Annotated in this window: 18 protein-coding genes, 1 pseudogene and 1 riboswitch; of the genes and pseudogenes, 6 read left to right on the forward strand and 13 right to left on the reverse strand. The window is 34.1% G+C overall.

The features are described from left to right. Positions 1-4: 4 nt before the first annotated feature. Positions 5-1,264, reverse strand: coding sequence for a GTPase HflX (hflX, locus tag EUC40_RS17135; protein WP_071712395.1), 1,260 nt, complete (start codon positions 1,262-1,264; stop codon positions 5-7). 483 nt (positions 1,265-1,747) lie between these two features. Beyond that, entirely contained in the window at positions 1,748-2,293 is a 546-nt protein-coding gene (locus EUC40_RS17140; RefSeq protein WP_156576100.1) for a cobalamin biosynthesis protein CbiN, read from the reverse strand. A 181-nt stretch (positions 2,294-2,474) separates the two neighbouring features. On the opposite strand from EUC40_RS17140, the gene EUC40_RS17145 reads away from it, so the two are divergent. Beyond that, positions 2,475-3,458: a ketoacyl-ACP synthase III gene (locus tag EUC40_RS17145; protein ID WP_156576101.1), complete on the forward strand. Its 984-nt coding sequence runs from the start codon at positions 2,475-2,477 to the stop codon at positions 3,456-3,458. Between the two features lie 82 nt (positions 3,459-3,540). On the opposite strand, the gene EUC40_RS17150 is transcribed toward EUC40_RS17145, so the two are convergent. Both EUC40_RS17150 and EUC40_RS17155 read right to left on the reverse strand, forming a co-directional pair. Continuing rightward, the gene (locus EUC40_RS17150) at positions 3,541-5,277 is read right to left on the reverse strand and encodes a DUF262 domain-containing protein (protein WP_156576102.1); all 1,737 of its coding nucleotides are present in this window, start codon (positions 5,275-5,277) and stop codon (positions 3,541-3,543) included. Positions 5,278-5,492: 215 nt separating this feature from the next. Continuing rightward, positions 5,493-6,758 (reverse strand): MFS transporter, encoded by a 1,266-nt coding sequence (locus EUC40_RS17155; protein ID WP_156576103.1) that lies wholly within the window; start codon positions 6,756-6,758, stop codon positions 5,493-5,495. A gap of 174 nt (positions 6,759-6,932) precedes the next feature. On the opposite strand from EUC40_RS17155, the gene EUC40_RS17160 reads away from it, so the two are divergent. Next, the gene (locus tag EUC40_RS17160; RefSeq protein WP_156576104.1) at positions 6,933-8,798 is read left to right on the forward strand and encodes a leucine-rich repeat domain-containing protein; all 1,866 of its coding nucleotides are present in this window, start codon (positions 6,933-6,935) and stop codon (positions 8,796-8,798) included. A gap of 34 nt (positions 8,799-8,832) precedes the next feature. On the opposite strand, the gene EUC40_RS17165 is transcribed toward EUC40_RS17160, so the two are convergent. The 4 genes and pseudogenes from EUC40_RS17165 to EUC40_RS17180 form a co-directional block, all read right to left on the reverse strand. Next, complete coding sequence (locus tag EUC40_RS17165; protein WP_156576105.1) at positions 8,833-10,581, reverse strand: MFS transporter; 1,749 nt, start codon at positions 10,579-10,581, stop codon at positions 8,833-8,835. Positions 10,582-10,613: 32 nt separating this feature from the next. Next, the gene (locus tag EUC40_RS17170; RefSeq protein ID WP_156576106.1) at positions 10,614-11,153 is read right to left on the reverse strand and encodes a PadR family transcriptional regulator; all 540 of its coding nucleotides are present in this window, start codon (positions 11,151-11,153) and stop codon (positions 10,614-10,616) included. Positions 11,154-11,329: 176 nt separating this feature from the next. Beyond that, on the reverse strand, positions 11,330-12,142 hold the full coding sequence (locus EUC40_RS17175; protein ID WP_156576107.1) for a polyphosphate kinase 2 family protein: 813 nt from the start codon (positions 12,140-12,142) through the stop codon (positions 11,330-11,332). A gap of 89 nt (positions 12,143-12,231) precedes the next feature. Further along, positions 12,232-12,480: pseudogene (locus EUC40_RS17180) on the reverse strand (carbon starvation CstA family protein); the annotation flags it as partial. Positions 12,481-12,590: 110 nt separating this feature from the next. On the opposite strand from EUC40_RS17180, the gene EUC40_RS17185 reads away from it, so the two are divergent. After that, positions 12,591-13,043, forward strand: coding sequence for a hypothetical protein (locus EUC40_RS17185; protein WP_156576108.1), 453 nt, complete (start codon positions 12,591-12,593; stop codon positions 13,041-13,043). 9 nt (positions 13,044-13,052) lie between these two features. Here the strand turns inward: EUC40_RS17185 and EUC40_RS17190 are convergent, their stop codons facing one another. Both EUC40_RS17190 and EUC40_RS17195 read right to left on the reverse strand, forming a co-directional pair. Continuing rightward, the gene (locus tag EUC40_RS17190; RefSeq protein ID WP_156576109.1) at positions 13,053-13,331 is read right to left on the reverse strand and encodes a hypothetical protein; all 279 of its coding nucleotides are present in this window, start codon (positions 13,329-13,331) and stop codon (positions 13,053-13,055) included. A gap of 27 nt (positions 13,332-13,358) precedes the next feature. After that, complete coding sequence (locus EUC40_RS17195) at positions 13,359-14,621, reverse strand: MFS transporter (protein WP_156576110.1); 1,263 nt, start codon at positions 14,619-14,621, stop codon at positions 13,359-13,361. A 138-nt stretch (positions 14,622-14,759) separates the two neighbouring features. Here EUC40_RS17195 and EUC40_RS17200 point away from each other — a divergent pair, with 138 nt between their 5' ends. After that, entirely contained in the window at positions 14,760-15,245 is a 486-nt protein-coding gene (locus tag EUC40_RS17200) for an 8-oxo-dGTP diphosphatase (protein ID WP_156576111.1), read from the forward strand. Between the two features lie 29 nt (positions 15,246-15,274). Here the strand turns inward: EUC40_RS17200 and EUC40_RS17205 are convergent, their stop codons facing one another. Genes EUC40_RS17205 through EUC40_RS17215 form a run of 3 tightly spaced genes read right to left on the reverse strand, consistent with a single transcriptional unit; the run spans position 15,275 to position 18,429 of the window. Continuing rightward, positions 15,275-16,900: a YndJ family protein gene (locus EUC40_RS17205; protein ID WP_156576112.1), complete on the reverse strand. Its 1,626-nt coding sequence runs from the start codon at positions 16,898-16,900 to the stop codon at positions 15,275-15,277. A 5-nt stretch (positions 16,901-16,905) separates the two neighbouring features. After that, the gene (locus EUC40_RS17210) at positions 16,906-17,517 is read right to left on the reverse strand and encodes a DUF4166 domain-containing protein (RefSeq protein WP_156576113.1); all 612 of its coding nucleotides are present in this window, start codon (positions 17,515-17,517) and stop codon (positions 16,906-16,908) included. Between the two features lie 3 nt (positions 17,518-17,520). After that, positions 17,521-18,429, reverse strand: a complete 909-nt coding sequence (locus EUC40_RS17215) for a DoxX-like family protein (RefSeq protein ID WP_156576114.1) — start codon at positions 18,427-18,429, stop codon at positions 17,521-17,523. A 192-nt stretch (positions 18,430-18,621) separates the two neighbouring features. Continuing rightward, positions 18,622-18,808, forward strand: a riboswitch (Lysine riboswitch). Positions 18,809-19,010: 202 nt separating this feature from the next. On the opposite strand from EUC40_RS17215, the gene EUC40_RS17220 reads away from it, so the two are divergent. Both EUC40_RS17220 and EUC40_RS17225 read left to right on the forward strand, forming a co-directional pair. Continuing rightward, the gene (locus EUC40_RS17220) at positions 19,011-20,240 is read left to right on the forward strand and encodes an aspartate kinase (RefSeq protein ID WP_156576115.1); all 1,230 of its coding nucleotides are present in this window, start codon (positions 19,011-19,013) and stop codon (positions 20,238-20,240) included. 367 nt (positions 20,241-20,607) lie between these two features. Further along, positions 20,608-21,063 (forward strand): VOC family protein, encoded by a 456-nt coding sequence (locus tag EUC40_RS17225; RefSeq protein ID WP_071712380.1) that lies wholly within the window; start codon positions 20,608-20,610, stop codon positions 21,061-21,063. Positions 21,064-21,142: the final 79 nt, after the last annotated feature.

A 21,142-nucleotide genomic window follows, 5' to 3' on the forward strand; every position in this document is an offset into this window, starting at 1 on the left:
TTTTTTATATCGCAAAACGCTTATACTTTTCGTAATCACTCGTCTTACATTCTACTTCTAGTTTCGTACCTTCGTTTTCATAACTCGTAGATAGAACGTGCGCATGATTATTGAAATAAGAAACCACCTGTCCTTGATCATATGGAATTAACATTTCACACTTCGTATACTCTTTATAAATGTGTGAACGAATCATTTCAACAAGCTCTTCCATTCCAACATGTTTCTTAGCTGATAAATAAACACGATCTTCTTGTACTTTCGGAATTTCAACATCTACCATATCTGATTTGTTATAAGCATAAATGGTTGGGATATTTTCTACTCCAATTTTCTTTAACGTTTCATTTGTAATCTCAATTAATTGTTCATAATTTGGATTTGCGTAATCTACAACGTGAATAAGTAAGTCTGCTTCCGCTACTTCTTCTAATGTTGAACGGAATGCTTTCACAAGATGATGCGGTAATTTACTTACAAATCCAACTGTATCTGTTAATAAGAATGATTTGTTATCTGGCAAATCAATATTTCGTACAGATGTTTCTAACGTTGCGAATAACATATCTTTTTCAAATACTTGTTTTTCTTCTGTACCATTATAAATTTCAAGCATGGCATTCATCGTCGTTGACTTTCCTGCGTTCGTATAACCTACTAATGCTACAACAGGAATTTCATTTTTCTTACGTTGCTTTCGCTGCGTCTGACGCTGTGCAACAAGTGCTTCTAAATCTTTATTTAAAACTGAAATTTGTTCTTCAATTTTACGACGGTCTAACTCTAATTTCTTCTCACCGACACCTTTATTTTTCGTACCAACGCCGCCGCTCTGTCTTCCTAACGACTCACGAAGACCGATTAAACGAGGCATCATATATTGAAGATGTGCTACTTCTACTTGTAGCTGCGCTTCTTTCGTTTTCGCACGTTGCGCAAAAATATCTAAAATTAATATGGTACGGTCAATTACTTTACAATCTAAATCCGCCTCTAAATTTCGAATTTGTGAAGGCGATAATTCGTCATTAAATATTACCATATTCGCATCTACTTCATTAACATAGGCTGCTACTTCTTCAATCTTTCCTTTTCCAATATAATGTGACGGATTTACTCGTTGTAAATTTTGCGTTACTTGCCCAATTACCTCTACATCACAAGCTTCTGCAAGATTTGTTAACTCTTCCATCGAATAAGCAAAATCATCTTCATTACCTAAATTTACTCCAACTAAAACTGCTCTTTGTAATAATTCTTCCATATATTAATTCCTCCATTTCGATTACGTAAAATAAAAAACACAGGTCACTGCCTGTGTTTTCGTAAACGGATAAGGGTTCACCAAACAAACAGGAGAAAGCTTTACTTTCATCCTATCTCGTAGTCAATAAGCCTCAAAATCATATACGTATCCACAATAAGTGTTCACCTATACGATCCCATTCTATTTATAAAGGCAAAACAAAAAGAGGGCGTATTCGTCCCTCCCTCTTTTTCACATATAAGCTTAATAAAGGGTTCCTTTAAAATAGGCAGACCAATCCCGTTCACTCTGCACACAGACAGAGCCTTTGAGCGCTATTCAATTATTGGCACAAAGTATTGAGACGTAATCTGATTAAGATCAAAGGAAGCCCCTCCGTTCATTTTAAGTTACATAAAGTGTAGCATAAGTAATTCGCTTTCACAAGGATTAACAACCTATATCACGCGAAAGAAAATCTTTATATTTTTACTTTAATCGTCATTTTTTGCGAGTTCTTCTCACAACAAAAATAACAAAAGCAATGCTTAATAGACCAACAAAAATGATAGCAATTTGCCACCAACTTAAACTGCTCACCATCTCATCTTTTAAATCCACTTTCTTCGTTGGAACAGACTCTTTTGCAATTTGACTTAAAGCAACTTTTTCCGCCCCTGCCTCATCTAATCTCTTCGTTCCACTACACATAGATGTCTCTAACTTTTCCTCTCCTCTATAAGAAGAAAAGACTAAGTACTCTCCCCCCTCTGAAAAAGGAAATGTACAACTACTAAAACTTGTATATACAATCACTTGCGAAGAGCTTGTCCCTTTCCAAATTCTCTTCACTTCAAATAATGTTTTCATTTTTCCGTCCTTCTCTTGAACCTCTAATACCTTACCTTCAAACACTACATCATTGTTTTGTAACTTCTCTTCTGGTGATGCTTTCACACACTCACAAGCGTAAGACTTCTCTGGTAAAATAAAATAAGTAAGGCTGCAAATTAAAACTAGAGACAATACATATACGATTCTTTTCAAGAATCTCAAACCCCTTCATGATCAATTTTAGAAGCTTTCCGTATATTATTTGGACATCACTCCTCAAATCCATTTTCTTTTTATTAAAATATAATGATTTTCACAAACAAAAAATCTTTATTGACATTTTTATAACCTGATATTAGTATCAGGTTATAAAAATAAGTTAGGAGATGTTCCTATGCATTCTAAATCTCGTATTACTGCAATTGGCACTTATGTTCCAGATCAAATATTATCTAATAATGATTTAGAGAAAATGATCGATACGAATGATGAATGGATTGTACAAAGAACAGGAATGAAGGAAAGAAGGATTACTAGCGAAGATGAATACTCCTCACACTTAGCCATTAAAGCAATTGAAAATTTATGTACAACATTTAAAAAGAACTTAGAAGATATAGACTGTATCATCGTCGCTACAACAACTGCTGACTATGTTTTTCCTAGTCTTGCGTGCCAAATACAACAACACTTCAACATCCCCCATACACTAGCTTTTGATTTAAATGCAACTTGCGCTGGTTTCACATATGGGCTACACGTTGGTAATAGCTTGATTACTTCTGGATTGCATGAAAAAGTACTTGTCGTAGCGACAGAAACATTATCAAAAGTTACTGATTACACCGATAGAACAACATGTATTTTATTCGGTGATGGTGCTGGAGCCATTTTATTAGAAAAAGATGAAAACAAACCAAGCTTTATCGCGTATCACATGGGCACAAATGGTGACGGCGGCATTCATCTATATAGAACAAATTTATCTACTACTATGAATGGCACGCCACTACAAACAAATGAAAAAATCGTTCAAAATGGAAGAGAAGTATATAAATGGGCAACACGCACGGTGCCAGCGGGGATAAAAGAACTATTACATACCGCAAATATGCAAATAGATGATATAGACTGGTTCATTCCTCATAGCGCTAACTTACGAATGATCGAATCTATTTGTGAGAAATCTCAAATTCCAATGCAAAAAACATTAACGAGTGTGGAATTTATGGGGAATACATCTTCCGTCTCTATTCCACTTTCACTAGATTTGGCTAGTAAAGAAGGAAGATTAAATAATGGAGACACACTTTTACTATATGGATTCGGTGGTGGACTTACGCATTTAGGGCTTATTGTAGAGTGGAATTTGAGTTAAACATAAAAAAGGTTCTAGGGAATAACTAGAGCCTTTTTTATTACATTTAAAGTTTTATTTACTAGATACTCATAAAAATAAGCTAAACAAGTAATTTGAATTTTTCATGTAGTAATTCTCTTCTCTTTGCAATAAATTCTTCAAAATTTGCAAATTCAAAACTAACCATCGGTATGTAGTTTTCTTCCATATATTTTTCTTGTTTAGTAGACTCTTTATACGTTTCATTCAACCACTTTTCAAATTCCATATCAGATTTTTCTATATTAGGAATTCCTTCTAGCAACTGAAGATTCACGATAGAGTTTACATTTTCTAAGTACACATCTATTTTCTCATGTGGAATTCCCCGCTTAGCTAGATTCCTTTTTGTGAATAAACTTTTAGCAAAGATGTGATCTAGATGGAACCTATTCCTAAAATCTAAATGTGGATAAAGCACTGCTAAAATAGAAAATGTATGCTTTTGACCATATTGGTAAGATAGTAGATTATCAATTTCATCATCAGAAAATGTGAATGATTTCGCTTCTCCTTTAAATTCATCAATAATCAGTTGCAAAGGGAAGTCATTATTATTAGCAGCTATAACTTTTCTTAATTTTCGTAGTATATTATCAGGCTGTCCACTGAAAACCCTTTTTAACAACCCTAAAATCAACCATTTCTTCACAAGATTTCTATCTTGCTTATATTTTTTTGATTCCACATAATTATGTGGAATATCCCGTTTTAATAAATAATACGCTATCGGAACAATTGCATTATTAGATGTTAAAGTATCTTGATTGTATCCAAAACTTGCAACTAAATTAATAGCCAATCTAATTGCTTCTTTTGCGTGATCCCAATTGTCTTCTATTTTCTCCATAGTTTCGGTATTAAAGTTATCAACTTTAAAAGCAATATCTTTGAAATCACACAGGACTAAACACGCCTTCAAAACAAAGTCCTTATCAAACCTAAATCCATCACCAATTTGATTAATTTCATCTACGAACTTAATGATTTCTTGTCGAGCATCTTTATTTTTCCATTGGGCTGTTGCAATTGACAATAATAGATCTGAGTAACTTAATTTCGTTCCACCACTATTCACTCGTATAAAGATATTTAGTACTTTATCTAGGTTTTGTTCTTCCTCTAAAAAATAATTGATATTCGGTATTTCATTTATAACTTGATATAACTTATGTAGAGTTTCACTTGCAAATAAAGCCTCATCTTCTTCAATTGAATTTAATCCCTTTTGTATTAAATATCGACTTATTTCAAACGGACTATTTATATTTAGAATATCCGCCACTTTAAACCAATAAACGCCTTCAATTTTTTCATTTGCCTCCTCAACAGTCAAAAATCTAAAATCATAAACCGTATCAAACTCATCTGATGGTCCTAATAAATCCACATATAGCTGTTGTTCAGGATAAGCTAACGGATTTTCTCTCCTCATTCTCGGCAAACGATAAGCATAAGTTCCTTTTAATGCAATATACATTGAAGTTAGACGTTGTTGACCATCTAATATCGCAATAATCCCCTCTTCACCACTCGTGCTCGCCAACGGATTATGCCTATTATTCTTTTCATGATAGTTTCTAATAAACTCATAAAATTGAAAATCTTTACTTTTTTCTTTCTTAACATCCCAAAACAAAAATGAACCTACTGGATAACCTTGCATTAACGAATCAAATAACCTTTCAATCTGATCTGTTCCCCAAACAAACTCACGTTGAATAGCTGGTAGTAAATACTTCTTATTATGAACGTTTTCAATAACTTTCTTAATTGTTAATGGTGTTTGAAAAGCCATATTATCTCCCGCCCTTATATCTAATAAATTCCAATTCAAATAAGATTATATCATAATGATATTCTTTTAAAGGCGTATCTCCTCAAAAATGCATTAATGGCTATTGACCAATAAATGTTTCTATTTACTTCGAAAATCTGTTGTTATAATACTTAAACTCAAACAAAAAAGAAAGGGCGACATGCATGCCCTTTCTTTCTCATATCTTTATATAGTTAAGCTTTCCGAGACCATATCACAACAGGAATAAGCATGAAAGCTAAAACACCTCCAGCTAATGACAATGCTGCATAACTTGAATTCGCTACTACCATTCCTGACATCGCTCCGCCTGAAGCTCCCGCTAACGCAATAAACACATCTATCTTCCCTTGTGTTTTTGCACGTGTAGAAGGGATAGTTGCATCAACAATTTGAGCCGTACCACTTATTAAACCGAGGTTCCATCCTAATCCAAGTAAAGACAAGGCAACAATTAATAGTATTAAAGAATCACTCGGTGCTATCGCAGCTATGACACCTGCTGCTAGTAAAATTACTCCACCAGCTATACTCATCGTAGTTCTTCCAATTTTATCAATTAACATTCCCGTAACGAGAGATGGAAGATACATTGCACCTACATGAAAACCAATTACAAGACCTACTGCACTTAAACCGTGGCCATGGTGTCCCATATGAACTGGCGTCATCGTCATAATGGCAACCATCACAATTTGAGTAAGTATCATTACGATTGCTCCAACGGTAATGCCTCGTTTATTTTCTTTCACTTCTTCTGTTACCGGTTTCCCTTTATATGTATGTTCTTGTTTATATGCTTCTATCATATTAGCAATAAGTAACGGATCTGGACGAAGCATAACAAAAAGGACAAGACCCGCAAGTATAAATGCTGTTGCTGATAATATGAATGGACCAGCAAGTTCAGGAATTCCAATTGAATGAGCAAACCTTCCCATTACACCTACTAAATTTGGACCTGCGACTGCACCAAAAGTCGTCATGACCATCGTAATACTAACAGCAGTTGCTCGTTGCTTCTTATTCGCTAAATCTGTACCAGCATAACGAGCTTGTAGATTTGTAGCTGTACCTGCACCGTATATGAGTAAAGAGACTAATAAAAGCATAATACTATTTGTTATAGCTGCCAATACAACTCCAATAGCACCTAATCCACCTACTATAAATCCTGCTGCAAGCCCTATGCGGCGACCATGTTTTTGTGATAACTTTCCTACAATAAAAGCTGCTACTGCAGATCCCAACGTAAACATAGCTGCCGGTAATCCTGCATATGCATCTGTGCCGAGCATTTGCTGCGCAAGAAGTGCACCTACTGTAATTCCAGCAGCTAACCCTGCCCCGCCGAACATTTGCGAAATACTTACGATTATTAATGTTCGTTTATATAGTTTTTGTTGCTCTTCTTCTGTATACATACGATTACTTTTTAAAGCCCCCGCCTTCTCCAACAATTCCTCATCCTCCCTTTAAAATTAAACCCTCTTGTTAATGTACTATGTTTAACGTTACATATTCAATGGCATTTGCCATTCTTCTCTTTCATTCTAAAAAACTCTCTAACCAAATTCGTCTTCTCCCATGCTATATTAAAAATATTACTATTCACAATATGCAAGGAGAACACAATGAAAAAACACCTAAAACTATGCGAAGCTTGCAAACATAATCCTATTCATAAAATAGAAGAATCCGATGAAATAAAGCAACCTTATAAATTATGCAATCAATGCCATGAACATCTTATCTCATTATCTTTACATCCTAATGAATGGTACAACCTTGCAGTCGTTCATTCACCTTATAAATATTATTTGCACGACGATTTTTATGAAGAAGATGGTGTAGCAGTGCAGCCAGAATTAGAGATGGATGAGCACACTCTTACATCCGCTCCTACTTTAGAAGAAGTTAGCTCAAACTTAAAAAACTTACTTGATTACACAATGACTCGATGGTTTCTTCAAGAAGAAGAAATCGAAGCTCTTAATAGGTATGGTAAAAATGAAATATTAAATGCTGTTATGAATCGCTTTTCTAACACGATAAATGGTGTAATTAAAACTAGATTACTCGAAATTGTTATAAGTGTTTTAGGAGAAAACGCCTCAGATTGGATAAGAAAACTGTGGAAGGACTTTGATGAAGATTTAATTGCACCTCTTTCACATGCTGCCGCTTACTGTTTACCATTTGAAGAAGCATTTCCTTTAGTAATAGAAAAGCTAAAATCAGTATTAGAGAGGGAGCTTCCGACCACATCCTTCACTTGTTTACATTCTTTTCAATCCTCAGCAACATTAGATTGGATAGAGAAACATGCAGTATCATTTCATAACGATTGGGCGCGATTAGCCGCGGTATCACAACTAACTTGGACACGAATTAAAGCTTGGCTAACTAAAGGACACCCTTTAAGTCTAATAGCACTAGATGCAATGGTTAGCTGTATACCTTCAAATGAAGATATACTGCATGAAATGAATCCAAAAATTTTATTAACAGATTCGTCAGAAATAAAGCCAATTTTATTAGCTTACAAAGAAAGAGACAATGTTCCTACTGTAAAAACAAGTGTTGAAACTATTTTAGAAAATAAAACAGAAATATTTCAATACATGAATCCTTTACAAATATCTATCAAAAAGAAACCTCAAAACTTTTTAGTTATGGATGGCACCGTACAAATTCATGAAAATAGCCTGGATGAATATGTACATTTCATTAATACAAACAACTTTACCGACGTTTACATTAATGATCTTAGGTATAGTTTGAACCATATTAATTTTCTAGAACACTGCCCACAAATTGAAAGCTTACACATTGGTAGTACATATATTACTGATTATTCAGCTTTATATAAATTAAAAAACTTAAAATCTTTAGCACTAGACGAACCTCAAGTCCCACTAAACTTCACGGAACTAGAAAGCTTTACAAATTTAGAGGAACTTTACATACAGTGGAATAAAAACATTACAGGGTTCGAATCTTGTCCTAACTTAAAAGAACTATACATTTGGAAATACAAGCCGAAACAAAAAAATCTTGAAGAATTAATACCTTTACGAAAACTTGAAAAACTAAGAATTACACAAGGAAACATTAACTCCTTAAAAGGATGTAGAGCATTCCCTGAATTAAAGCATTTAGAACTCAATTATTTAAGAAATTTAGAACATATTGATGAGATTGAAAACAACGCTTCAACATTAAAATACGTCGAATTCGATCATTGCAGTAAAATGAAAAATCACGACTATTTATGTTATTTAACAGATTTAGAAATACTCATTCTATCAGGTTGTGGTAACATACAAAATCTACAATTCATTAAAGAGCTACCTAAATTAAAGCATTTTAGCTTCGTGGATTCTACGATTGTAGACGGCAATTTAGAGCCTTGTTTCGGAATTGATTTTGTTGGCTTTAATAATAAGAGGCATTATAGCCATAAGTTTAACGAATTAAACCCAGATTTTCCATACTAGCGTAAAGAAAAACAGGCTGCTATTAGCCTGTTTTTTACGCTTCCTCTACCACTCTTCCCCTTCTCTTTTTACTCAAAGTCTTTCCTTCCCAAAATAACAAACTTACTAAAGCACAAACTAAAATAATTGGTACACTCGCTTTATATAAATCTGTAAAACTCATCGCCATCTGATTCTTAGCATAATGCTTCACGTCATCTGAAAATGCGAGTGCCTCTTTCTTTACAATCTCCTCTTGCTTTTCAACTTCCTTTATCACTTGATTCATAACTTCTTCTCTTTTTATGTCTCTATATTCTACTGGAACAGCATTTAATACTTCATCTACTTTTTGGTGAATTAGTTCGTCTTTTTTCTCTTTATTTAACCCTACAAATGTTTTATTTTGATGCTTTTCTACATTCGTTTCTATACTTTGATTCTCTATTTTTTCTTTTGTCATTTGTAATATCTCAGTTTGCTGAGTACGATCCACATGAATATTTCCTACTTTTTCTTCTGCATAACGATATACATTCTCTTTATTTACAGTTAAGTTGTGAGTTAAGTTAGATACAAATATTGCGACCGCTAATACAATTCCTACTTGCCGCAACATTGATACGACACTTTGAGAAGCAGTTAACAATTCCCCTTCAAACGAAGATGCGCTTAAAACAGTAATTGGTCCCACTACTAAACCATATCCAACGCCTAATATCATACATGGAATAATAATTTCTATATTTGTTGAATTGACGTCAATCATTTGGAACCAATAGTAGGAAAGACCCATAACAAGAAATCCTGACAAAATAATAGTTACTTTGCCAAGCTTTCTAATTAATGTTGCTGCAACTGGTGAGACGAAAAATATCATTGCTGAAATAGGTGTCACTAAAAAAGCTGCTTCAATTTCCGTTCGACCTTGTATTTTCGTCAAGAACGTTGGAAGTAATACAGTTACTCCAATTAAAAATAAATTACTTAATATTACAACGATAGATGCTCCAACAAACATTCGATCTTGAAATAACTTTAAATTCACCATTGGATTATGAATCTTTCGTTCTACTAAAACAAATAGAATAAGAGAAATAGTGCTAATTACATAACAAGACAAAGCTATATTACTTTGCCATCCCCATGTATTGCCTTTTACTAATATGAGAGTAAAAGAAAAAATTGCTGTGCTACTTAATAGTAGTCCTATCCAGTCTATTTTTGAGATGATACGTTCTTCATTTTTTATTTGTAACATAATGCAGCATAAAATGATTCCAAGAATACAAATTGGAACATTAACGAAGAACACCCATCTCCAACCGAAATTTTGTGTAATAATTCCGCCTATTACCGGTCCCATCGCAGCTGATAGTCCTTGCGTTACCCCTAAAATCGCAAGTGCAACATGCCTCTTAGCTAATGGCATAGCTGATACACCAATTACCATACTAGTTGGAAATAAAATCGCTGCACCTACACTTTGTATAAAGCGAGAAAAGATAAGAAAATCACCCGTATTAGCAAAAGCACAAAGTACTGATCCGCCACCAAAAATTATCAAACCAAGAATATACATCTTTGCTTTCCCAAAAATATCAGCTATCCGTCCTAACGGAATAGCAAGTACTGCAATCGTCATTGTATATACATTTAATACCCAAGACATCTTTTCTAATGAAGTATTTACACTCGATTGTATTGCCGGTAAAGCTATATTCATAATTGTCGTATCAATCATACAAAGAAAGATACCCAGACACATTAAAAAGACAATCTTAATACCCTTTGATTGTTCCATCTTTATTTACCCCTTTATTTCGAACGTGTTTTTCATTCTTCCTTTTTATTGTGTTCTTTTGCTTCTAATTTCTCTAGTTTTCTTTTCAATGTCTCCACTTGTGCACTATACGATGCAATACCTACATCGAGAGAAATTTCCTCGACAAAAGTAATACCTACTCTCCACTTTTCATATTTCAATCGAAGATCCGCAATATATGCTTCTTTCCTTTTAATTTCCTCTTCAATCCATTTTTTTATCGCCTTATCATCGCTATAATTACCGAAATACATCCTCATTAAAAAATCTGAACGTAAAACGTCTTTCTCTACATCTGTTTGCATGTATTGATAAAACTCTTCACGACCTTCATCTGTAATAAAGTACATTTTCTTATTCGGTTTCCCTTCTTGCATAACAACTTCTTTTTTTATTTTCCCCTCTTTTTCCAACTGACGTAACGTTGGATAGATCATTCCAAAACTTCCATCAAAGAAATGAGTAAATACGTCCTCAAACACAATTTTAATATCATAACCAGACAATTCTTTTTCCATTAATAAACCTAAAACAACATCTCTTCCCTTCAAAATAAGACCCCCACACAGTATATAATCAATAATTATATTAACAATGTTAATATAATTATTGATTATATACCTTATTCTGTTAATTGTAAAATGTTTCTAAATAAAAAACATCCTGTAATTTGGTTTCTCAAATTTCCAGGATGGTTCTTCGTTATATTTCATATTCAAATTTCGTACTATTTTACAATTACATCTTGATTCGTTTCAAAGTCCTCTTGCTTACCTTCTTTCATCTCATAATAATAAGAAGGCAATTCTATACCATGCTCTACAAAATAATCCTCAATCAATGAAATAATCACTTTCAACGTTTTCACACGAGCATATAATTTATCGTTACTTTCGATAATATGCCAATTCGCATTTGGCTTATTTGTTCTTTCAAACATGTCTTCCGTTGCTTCAACATACTCGTCCCATTTGTCGCGATTACGCCAATCTTCGTCTGTAATTTTCCACCTTTTTAATGGGTTTTTCTCTCTATCTTTAAACCTCTTTAATTGTTCATCTTTACTAATATGATAGAAGAATTTTCCTATTATGTAATGATCATCGGTTAATAATTTTTCAAAATCATTAATCTCATCATATGCTCTCATCCATTCTTCCTGTGTAGCAAAACCTTCCACACGCTCAACTAACACACGGCCGTACCACGAGCGATCAAAAATAGTAATTTGCCCGTACTGAGGAAGTTTCCGCCAGAAACGTTGCAAGTAATGGTACCGTTTTTCATGAGGTGCAGGTGCTCCAATTGGAGTTACTTGAAAACCACGTGGATCAAGATGCTCAGTCACTCGTTTAATCGCTCCACCTTTTCCAGCTGCATCCCAGCCTTCCATAACGAGCATAACTGCAATTTTTTCCTCTTTTACAATTTGCTGAAGCGCTAATAAACGTCTCTGGTATTTTTCAAGTTTCTTATTATACTTAGATTTTGATTCGATTCTTTTCGTTAAATCTATTTTAGCAAGATGTCCATTTTCCATAAAACAAATCCCCCTTGTTGTATGACAATACTATTTTAACATACATTTGGTAATTTTTTCATATTACAAAAAGCTGTTTAGAAAAATCTCTACACAGCTTTCATGAAACATATAGCAGTTAAAATAACTGTAATAACCGCACCTACAACATAAGACGTATTTAGTGAAATATTAAAACCTATTTTCGCATTTAAAATATAAATGGCTGTCATGAGCGTCATAAAGATTGCTGGAATTAAGGACACAACATATGGTTTTCTTTTTATGAATAAATACATCGTTCCAATCCATAGTGCAATTGCTGCAGTCGATTGGTTAGCTCAAGAGAAATAGCTCCATCTTATTCACGAAGAGAGACTATACTTTTCACAATTGAATTATGGTATATCCTCTTACAAAGAGAAGATAATAACAAATAAATCCGTTAAAGAATGGGAGCTCTCTAACAATGAAACGAAAAATATTTTCTCTCTTTGCACTAACCTGTTTAGCACTACCAATACAAGCTAGTGCATACACATTTCAATCACTACCAATTGCGTCAAAGTCTAAACAGTGGTATATCGAAATTGATAAATCTCATAACATAAAGAAGCAAACAGTACAGCCAAAACAGGATGTATACGATACGTATAGTTTACTTGTAAAAAACATCGGTAATGATGTATCAAACGTAGCTGTGGAAATACTTAATAACACTCCTACCTTAAAACCTACTACATCCAATATCAATATTTCTAAAAGTCATACAAATTTTGACTACATAGTATTCCCTTTAGACTTTAACAGCCATAATTTCAAAGTCGTCATTACTTGGGAAGAAAAGAATTTCTCTTACAATGGCCATCCGGTAAATGAGGGTAAAAGGATGAAACAAACATTTGTATTTAATGAAGACTAAGTTCTGAACTTAGTCTTCATTTATGAAACCTGATTGGATTGCCTCTGTCACTTCTTTTGTGATTTCCATTTCGGTTGCTTCCGTACTAATTTGCTTGTGCCAAATATGTACAGAAGGCTTTTTATTATAAAAATGCTTTAATAATAATAATCGATTATATACTATATTATTTTCTATATGAGTAGCGATATAGACCGTGAAATTTTTTGCTTCAAAAACCTTTTCTTGCAAAGTGTATTTGCTTTCCAATTGTCTTACTACTATATCTTGCAAGTTTTCTATCGTCATATACGTCGTCCCCTTTCCACCCTATCATCAATCAAATCGACGAATACTCCGCACGGATAATGCCATACCTATTGTAATAATCACTAATATTGCTAGCAATACAATCGTTATCTCGCCACCTATTACATTCGCTAACCAACCAACAACTACGTATCCTAATGGCAATAAAGCGAAAGAACCTAACATATCAAGGCTTGCTACTCTTCCGAATGCTTCTTCCGGTACGAGTTCTTGTAAACTCGTTTCCCAAATAAGTCCAAATATCATCATACCGAATCCTTCGATTGCCATTAAGAAGATTAAAGCAGGTGCCCAAGAAATGAAAGGCATAATTAGTAGAGCGATGCCACTAATTAAAACACCTCCATAGGCAAGTAATCCTCTTTTATGCCATCGTTCCCTCCCGCCAAATATTAGTGCGGCGATTACAGCACCACCACCAGAAGCTGCCATGCCTAGTCCATATACGTAAGCTTCAAAATGATGGTGAACATTAAACAACCATGGAATTAATACGACGATAATGCCCGCATAACAAATGTTTATGAAAGAAAAAACTAAAATTGTAATCCATAGCCACGGATGACTTTTTAAAACTAGAACCCCTTCCATAAACTCTTTTTTATAATCGATCTTACTCCTTTCAATCGAGTTTACTTTCTTACACTTAATTTCTTTTAAAAATAATAAACAGAAAAATGATAATAAATACGTTGCTGCATCCAGTCCAAACCCTATCCCAGCAGATGCAACTGATACAATTAACCCGCCAAGTGCTGGTCCGATTAATCGTATGCCTTGATTACTCATTTGCGTGAGTGCATTAGCTGCATTACGAATTTCAGGTACGAATACTTTTGCTCTTACAGCAGAATATGCTGGCTGAAAGATCCCTTCCATAAGTCCGTATAATGCAACGAGGACATATAAAAGTGTAATTGTTAATACATCCATCAGTATAAGCGATCCAAGTAATAGCATTAATATACAGCGAATTATATCTGTAAATAACATTAATTTTACTCGGTCAATTCTATCTACAACTAACCCCGCAAACGGTAAAGCTAGAATATTAGGTAGCATGTACATTGCCATCGTCATCCCCATTACAACTGTTGAACCAGTTAATGAATAAACAACGACTGGCAAAATAACCATCGTTATAGAACTCCCTAAAGTTGAAAGCAATTGTCCAATCCACAAAAATTTAAAATGCCGTGACACTTTAACTGGCAACAGTAATTTTCCAACATATCCTAAACCTTTTTCTCTTTGTATTTCTCCTTGCATTTCCCTCTCCTCTTTTCAAATAATTATAGAATTCATAAGAATAACTAAAAATTCCCAATATTATATTTTTAATTATATAAGATACCATTATGTTATGGTAAATTTATCAAATAAATATATAAAGGAGAATACATCATTATGCCTCCAAATTCACATAACATCGAGCACCAACTCTTTACAATGTGTATGATCCAGCGTAACAATGAAGTTTTACTTATAAAACGCCCCGATCATCGAGGTTTCCCTGGCTACATAGCTCCTGGCGGAAAAGTAGAATTCCCAGAAAGCATCCTACAAGCTGCTATACGAGAAGTGAAAGAAGAAACCGGATTACACGTTTCTCATTTAACTTTTAAGGGATTAGACGAATACGTAAACCCTAAGGAAAATGTTCGATATATGGTATTTAACTATTGGACAGATTCATTTGAAGGTGAGCTCCTTATGAATCCTCCTGAGGGTGAATTATTATGGGTACCAATCGATACAGCATTAAATCTCCCTATGCAAGATTGGTTTAAAGAAAGATTCCCATTATTTTTTGAAAAGGGTACGTTTGAAATTCAACGTGTTTGGGACAAAGATTTAGATAAACAAGTCGCTATGACAATTGCCCACACGTAAAAAAAGCTTGGAATCTCTCCAAGCTTTTCTTATTTCTCTTCTATTCTCTTTATTTCATAATCAATTTCTAAAAACTTAACTCCGAATATCCACATTTTATGGTGAGCTGTTAGCATTTGATCATTTCCCTCTTTAATAATAAACGTCTCTGCTAACGGTAAACGTACTGTAAAGAAACGAGTATGTAAATAAATCCCTTCATCGCCCTTACCATTTGCTCTTAGCTTACTAGTAATGATTAACTCATTATTATCATTGCGTAATTTTAAAATCCCCGTCATATTCGAATATGGTAAAGGTAATGCGATATTCATATATGTATCGTTCTTATATGTATGCATTGCATACAAGGCTAAAAAAATAGACTTCCCTGCTTCATTTTTTCTTAGCCAAGCTCTTACGTTTTCTCTTCCGTCTTTCTCATCGATTACACCAATGATAGAGCCATGCATTGTTTCCCATTTGCCACCCATTCCTAAATGTACTTGTTCGACACGTTCACTCATTTTCTCATAACAAAATGCAAACTGGCGGAACCAACGAGCCCATTTAATATGCGATTGTAACTTATACGCTGTTGTATTTTCATAAAAACGAATAATACTTAAAGGAATCTTCGCCGTGTCAAATGCCTCACTATGAAAATCATTCATTTTATCAACTAAACCGTTGTATTCCTTACTATCTACTAAATTTCTACTATGTAAAAACGCCTCACCAATTGTTACACTTCCTCTTAACCGACTCATTGGTTTTCCATAGTACTTATAATTAGGAGCACTCTTTTCCATCATCCAACCAACAAATGCCGGTAGCGCTACTCCAACCCCATTTACGACACCGTGAATCCAAACCATTTGTGCAATTGTAATTGTCATTACTTGTTTCAAATTCCCATATGAATAAATGAGTGAAAACATAATTGTGACCATGAGCGTACTAGACGAAATGATTAAAAGAATCTTTGCGCTGATAGCATTAAATTTTGTGCGCCAAACATAAATCCCATAACCATAAATAGCGCATAAATATAGGAACACTGCAAAAAATTCAAATATCCTTGAGTATGTAATACCAATCGCAACTGTCATCGGTGAAATGACTATAATAAACATAATTGCATCATATACTTTACTTCTCTTTTCTCTCTTCCTCCCAATTAAACCCGCTGATAACGGCAATAGAAATGCCGAATAATGAAAGTGTGCAGCTGTAAGTAAAACAATGTCAGAACTAAATTGCATAATCGAAATCTTTGCTACTGAAGCAAAAAACCAGAAACCACCTAAAAACAAATAAATAAACGCACTATCGATAGCCGTTTCTTCTAATGGCTTCCGTCCTCTTTCTAGTAATCTATTTATACCAAATAACGCAACGATCCCCGTATATACAAACCAAATTATCGCAAAGAAAAATTGATTTGTTACGAAAGCTAGCATTGCACAAATCGCTGCTACTGGATATAAAAACGATACGGCTTTATAAAATAATAAATACGATCCATTTCGTGCTCTTTTATCAATAATACAAAAAGACATCGGTATAAATAACAAAATAGATAATAATATAATTGCTTCAACAGGTTTTACATACGGCCACTCACATATTAGAAAAACAATATAACAAGCAAAACCAAATATTATATTTCTCATATCATTTATTTCCTTTCCACAAACGTTCCCTTATAGGAAAATAGCGAACCAATTAACGGATTTCGTACTTGAACATGAATTCGAAAACATTGTAGTTCTTCATCATAACTTTCAACAATTTTTGCCTCTCCGTATAAAAGCTTTGGTAAAGGGATTTTTCTTCCAAACATATAGAACCATTGTTTCTTTGAAGAAATATGCATTGCCCCTAACTCATCAATATGAAAATTCAATGTAGAGACGAGTAAATGTGGTTCACCAAAATAATCTACAATTTCATTATTCTCTTCATCCAGTTGCATAACCGCATTAAAATATCTTTCCTTATCATGAAAATAAAACGTGCGATTCCACCTTACCATTTCTTTTCCAGCTTTATCTCGTCCAGCAGTATTATGTATTACAAAAGGCACCTTTTTTCCCCGTTCTGAGAAAAACATACGAAACATCGATGCAATCTTTAAAATCAATTTAACGAAAAAAGAACCACCATAAATTTCATCCATCTTTCCTTCCCCAATAAAACTATTCTCTTCTGTAATTTCATAGCGTTTCTGTAATTTTGGATGAAGTTTTTTATAAGAATCCCCTAATAGTCTTTCATAAATATTAGCCATACACTATCCCTTTCTCGTCCTCTTGCAATTTTTTGCACTTGGCAAATCGAAGCTATTCATATAACCGACAATCGATAATCCAATTAGAAGCAGGTTTAACGTAATTGGATTAAACGGCTCTGTAAAGCTTGCGATATTCGTAAATCCTGCTGCTATCGTTAAGGCTATTAACACGAAAATATGTAGTATAAATACATTTCGTTTTGGAAATGGAAGTAACCATATGACACCAAAAATAACTTCTAACAGCCCAATTATTTTAAGAATAAAAATACTATTTTCAGTTGAACCAATTATGACCGAAAGCATTTTCACTTCTTCTGAATGAGTAAAGATTATTTTCGGTACAATCCCTTGATATAGCCATACAAAAGCGAATAAAAAACAGACGAGCCAATATGTCATTGTTCTTCTAATTAGCAACTTAGGATGAAGTCCCTTTTCTAACCATAATTTTAAAGCATCAAAACTCCAAGCAGTCGCAGAGCCTAATAACGGGCGAAAAACATATGAATCTATTACATTCCCTATACGGCCAAATCTTGTATCATAATCATATTGTGTTTCAAAATGAATGTATTCATCATTCGGTGTATACTTCCAATACCCACGTCCCATTTGTATAAGCGATAATTGATTGTCTGTCCAAAATTTCAAAGACGAAATCCGTTCTCCAGTTTCTTTTCTAATCTCACCTATCGATTCCCCTTCCCCAGCTATTTCAAGTCCAAATCCGATCTTTGTTTTATACAAAAATTGCTGCGGTTCTCCCTCTTTTTTCTCTAAATATGAAATTTCAGTAAAGCGAGCATCCCACTCTGTATGTATGTCTGGTTCTTGCGTATATTCCCATAATTTCTCCATCGTTGTTTCCATTTCTATCGAAACATAAATAGGGTTTTTCCTTTGCATTCTTCCACCTCCAATGCACTATATTTTTAATGTACATGCAATGAATTTATTTTGCTACATTTTTCACAAACTTTTTCTACAAATAGAAAGAATTTTTAAAATATATATAAAACACTTGATTCCCCGAAAAATTTAAATTATTATAAAACAAATGTTACCAACAACTTCATAAATCAAACACTCTCGCCTAAAACGTGAGATAGAGGTTGCAATACTTATAAGTATTCTAATGGAGACACAGAGATGTCTATGAAATTAGAGGAAAGGAAGTGTTGCCGAAATTGATAAACTTCTCTGCATTTATCAATTGGGGCTGTTTTCGAATAGAAACAGAACTGTCATATGTACAGACATGTACGTATGAAGAGCTATCTACAAAAAAGAGATATCATTTTCATGGTATTCCTTTTTTGGCGGTTTTTTTTATTAGCTCCGTTTTCTGTTTCCCTTTTCCTGTAACAGCACCATCCTCACTTATTTGAGATGGTGTTTTTTGTTTTTCTCTCTGGTAACTACAGGAATATTGGGATTTATATATGTCCTAACCTATTCTTAAAAATGGACGAAAGAAGGAATTCATAATGGAAACGATTGTACAAAAATTTGGCGGCACTTCTGTCGGAAGCATCGAACGCATTCAACATGTAGCAAATTTAATTATTGAAGAATATGAACGAGGACATAGTATTGTCTCTGTCGTTTCAGCAATGGGAAAAAATACAGATGAACTTGTAGCTCTTGCTAACGCTATTACAGAAAATCCAAGTAAACGTGAAATGGATATGCTTCTATCTACAGGAGAGCAAGTGACTATTTCATTATTAACAATGGCACTACAAACAAAAGGCTATAACGCCATTTCATTAACAGGATGGCAAGCTGGTATTACGACAGAATCTGTGCATAGTAGTGCACGGATTACTGAAATTAACACTGATAGAATTCAGTCATATCTTGCTGAAGGCACAATTGTTATCGTAGCTGGCTTCCAAGGAGTCAGTGAAGATTATGAAATTACAACGCTTGGACGCGGTGGTTCTGATACGACTGCTGTCGCATTAGCAGCGGCATTAAAAGCGAAAAAATGTGATATTTATACGGATGTGACAGGCGTTTTCACGACTGATCCACGAGTTGTAAAAACTGCTTACAAATTAGATGAAATTTCTTATGACGAAATGTTAGAGCTTGCAAACCTCGGCGCTGGCGTATTACATCCACGTGCTGTTGAATTTGCTAAAAATCATAATGTCGTTTTAGAAGTTCGCTCAAGTATGGAACAAGAAAATGGAACAATTGTAAAAGGAGAATGTAACATGGAACAACAATCAATCGTTAAAGGTATTGCATTTGAAGATAATATTACACGTATCACCATTAAAGGATTAGAACAAGGTTCACTTTCAACCGTTTTCTCTACATTAGCAGCGGCACACATTAATGTAGATATCATCATTCAAAGTATTACAAATGAAGGAACTGTTCACCTCTCCTTCTCAATCCATTCTAATGATTTAAGAGAAACATTAGAAGTATTGGAACAAAACCAAGAGGCGCTTCACTATGAATCTGTAGAATATGAAAATCATTTAGCAAAAGTATCCATTGTAGGGTCTGGTATGGTATCTAACCCAGGAGTTGCTGCTAATATGTTCACTACTTTAAAAGAAGAAGGTATTCATATTAAAATGGTCAGTACATCTGAAATTAAAGTGTCTGTCGTTATTGACCGTCTTCATTTAGTTACAGGTGTTGAAGCACTTCATCAATCATTTATGGCGAAAATTGAGCCTTTAGTGCAGATGAGTTAATTTCCACTCGTAAAACTTAAAACAAATTATATGAATCTATTTCCTTCCTATATAAATAAAAATAGGGTAGAAATGTTTTGCGAGAAAGTCAAAATTGTTCTATCGAATAACAACTCCAGTATCAAATTCTTGAAACTACTTGAACATGATAACATTCACAAAATAAAGTTCATGCGTATCTCAATAGTAGAAGATTTTCGAAGTGTTGTTCGTTAACAAGATGTTGTATACTATACCTGAAAAAACCTTGTCACATTTTCCCACACTGTGACAAGGTCTTTTATTTAAAAGGAATTTTCAACTTTTTAATAGTATAATTAAGAAGATGATCAGATAATATATTTTTACATATAAGGAGATAAAGACAATGACGAAAAACAAATTACTCAGAATGGACAATGTCAGCATCGTTGTAGAATCCCTCGATAACGCAATCTCTTTCTTCGAGGAGATTGGTTTGAAACTCGAAGGGCGGGCCACTGTCGAAGGTGAATGGGCTGGTCGCGTAACTGGACTCGGTTCTCAGTGCGTAGAGATTGCTATGATGGTTACACCAGATGGACATAGCCGAATTGAACTTTCGCGATTTCTTACTCCGCCCGCTATAGCAGATCATCGAACAGCTCCTGTAAACGCCCTCGGATATTTGCGCGTCATGTTCACCGTTGAAGACATTGACGAAATGGTATCTAGGCTTACTACTAAGCATGGTGCTCAGCTCGTTGGCGAAGTAGTTCAATACGAGAACTCATACCGTCTCTGCTACATTCGCGGAACTGAAGGAATTTTAATCGGTTTAGCGGAAGAACTTGGTAACAAGTAAGTGATATTTTTTAAAAAATTGTTGGCTATGCCAAACAGAAATTCATTATAAATGAAACCACTATATTTTTAACCACGTC

Source organism: Bacillus luti, from assembly GCF_009739945.1.
GTDB lineage: Bacteria > Bacillota > Bacilli > Bacillales > Bacillaceae_G > Bacillus_A > Bacillus_A luti.

Coding starts and splice junctions, on each gene's coding strand:
- EUC40_RS17195 (WP_156576110.1), bottom strand. CDS start 14,621: ATGCAAGGAGAAATACAAAGAGAAAAAGGTTTAGGATATGTTGGAAAA.
- EUC40_RS17215 (WP_156576114.1), bottom strand. CDS start 18,429: ATGCAAAGGAAAAACCCTATTTATGTTTCGATAGAAATGGAAACAACG.
- EUC40_RS17175 (WP_156576107.1), bottom strand. CDS start 12,142: ATGGAAAATGGACATCTTGCTAAAATAGATTTAACGAAAAGAATCGAA.
- EUC40_RS17200 (WP_156576111.1), top strand. CDS start 14,760: ATGCCTCCAAATTCACATAACATCGAGCACCAACTCTTTACAATGTGT.
- EUC40_RS17225 (WP_071712380.1), top strand. CDS start 20,608: ATGACGAAAAACAAATTACTCAGAATGGACAATGTCAGCATCGTTGTA.
- EUC40_RS17205 (WP_156576112.1), bottom strand. CDS start 16,900: ATGAGAAATATAATATTTGGTTTTGCTTGTTATATTGTTTTTCTAATA.
- EUC40_RS17210 (WP_156576113.1), bottom strand. CDS start 17,517: ATGGCTAATATTTATGAAAGACTATTAGGGGATTCTTATAAAAAACTT.
- EUC40_RS17185 (WP_156576108.1), top strand. CDS start 12,591: ATGAAACGAAAAATATTTTCTCTCTTTGCACTAACCTGTTTAGCACTA.
- EUC40_RS17190 (WP_156576109.1), bottom strand. CDS start 13,331: ATGACGATAGAAAACTTGCAAGATATAGTAGTAAGACAATTGGAAAGC.
- EUC40_RS17150 (WP_156576102.1), bottom strand. CDS start 5,277: ATGGCTTTTCAAACACCATTAACAATTAAGAAAGTTATTGAAAACGTT.
- EUC40_RS17220 (WP_156576115.1), top strand. CDS start 19,011: ATGGAAACGATTGTACAAAAATTTGGCGGCACTTCTGTCGGAAGCATC.
- EUC40_RS17145 (WP_156576101.1), top strand. CDS start 2,475: ATGCATTCTAAATCTCGTATTACTGCAATTGGCACTTATGTTCCAGAT.
- EUC40_RS17165 (WP_156576105.1), bottom strand. CDS start 10,581: ATGGAACAATCAAAGGGTATTAAGATTGTCTTTTTAATGTGTCTGGGT.
- hflX (WP_071712395.1), bottom strand. CDS start 1,264: ATGGAAGAATTATTACAAAGAGCAGTTTTAGTTGGAGTAAATTTAGGT.
- EUC40_RS17160 (WP_156576104.1), top strand. CDS start 6,933: ATGAAAAAACACCTAAAACTATGCGAAGCTTGCAAACATAATCCTATT.